The organism is Variovorax glucosi (genome assembly GCF_051216695.1).
GTDB lineage: Bacteria > Pseudomonadota > Gammaproteobacteria > Burkholderiales > Burkholderiaceae_C > Variovorax.
On the sequence record NZ_JBPJZE010000399.1, the window covers coordinates 1 to 1,035 of the forward strand.

The window sequence follows — 1,035 nt, forward strand, 5'->3', positions numbered from 1 at the left end:
GACCATGCCGCCAAGGGTGTCTTCAGGGCTTGAGAACACCCCGCATACGGTCTTTGCGACACCCCATCTTGCAGCCCCCTAGAATGCGCCCAACTGCATCATTGCAGCAATCACAGGAGCTCCGGCCATGAACGACCGCGTTACCACCCTAGACACTTCAACAGGCTACGGCCAGCCGCTGGCGCAGGCTGAACGCCAGCGCGTGCTGCGCAACACCTACTGGCTGCTTGCACTGAGCCTGCTGCCCACCGTGCTGGGCGCCTGGGTCGGCGTGAGCACCGGCATCACCCGCTCGCTCACCGGTGGCCTGGGCCTCATCGTCTTCCTCGGCGGCGCCTTTGGCTTCATGTTCGCCATCGAGAAGACCAAGAACTCTGCCGCTGGCGTGCCGGTGCTGCTGGCCTTCACCTTCTTCATGGGCCTGATGCTGTCGCGCCTGGTTGGCTCCGTGCTCGGCCTGGCCAACGGCGCCAGCCTGGTGATGACGGCGTTTGCCGGCACCGGCGCGATCTTCTTCGGCATGGCCACGCTGTCGTCGGTCATCAAGCGCGACCTCTCGGCCATGGGCAAGTGGCTCTTCATCGGCGCGATCCTGCTGCTGGTGGCGGGCATCGCCAACTTCTTCATCCAGTCGAGCGCGCTGATGATGACGCTGTCGGTCGCGGCCATCGGCATCTTCTCGGCCTTCATCCTGCACGACCTCAAGCGCGTGAAGGACGGCCTGGAGACCAACTACATCTCCGCCACGCTGGGTGTGTATCTCAGCATCTACAACGTCTTCCAGTCGCTGCTGGCCCTGCTGGGCATCGCGGGCGGCCGGGACGAGTAATTCCCCACGAAGGAAGGAAAGGAACATCCCATGCGCCTCACCACCAAGGGCCGCTTCGCGGTCACCGCGATGATCGACATCGCCCTGCACGGCCGTTCGGGCCCTGTCACGCTGGCCTCCATCAGCCTGCGCCAGCGCGTGTCGCTGTCGTACCTGGAGCTGCTGTTCGGCAAGCTGCGCCGCGCCAGCCTGTTCGAATCGACCCG

2 protein-coding genes are annotated in these 1,035 nt (G+C 64.7%); both read left to right on the forward strand.

Annotation, left to right across the window (positions count from 1 at the left end; translation table 11 throughout):
• The first annotated feature begins 127 nt into the window (after positions 1–127).
• Positions 128–829: a Bax inhibitor-1/YccA family protein gene (locus tag ACSFA3_RS25985; protein WP_435508183.1), complete on the forward strand. Its 702-nt coding sequence runs from the start codon at positions 128–130 to the stop codon at positions 827–829.
• A 30-nt stretch (positions 830–859) separates the two neighbouring features.
• A partial coding sequence (locus tag ACSFA3_RS25990; RefSeq protein ID WP_435508184.1) for an Rrf2 family transcriptional regulator occupies positions 860–1,035 on the forward strand: 176 nt, incomplete at its 3' end.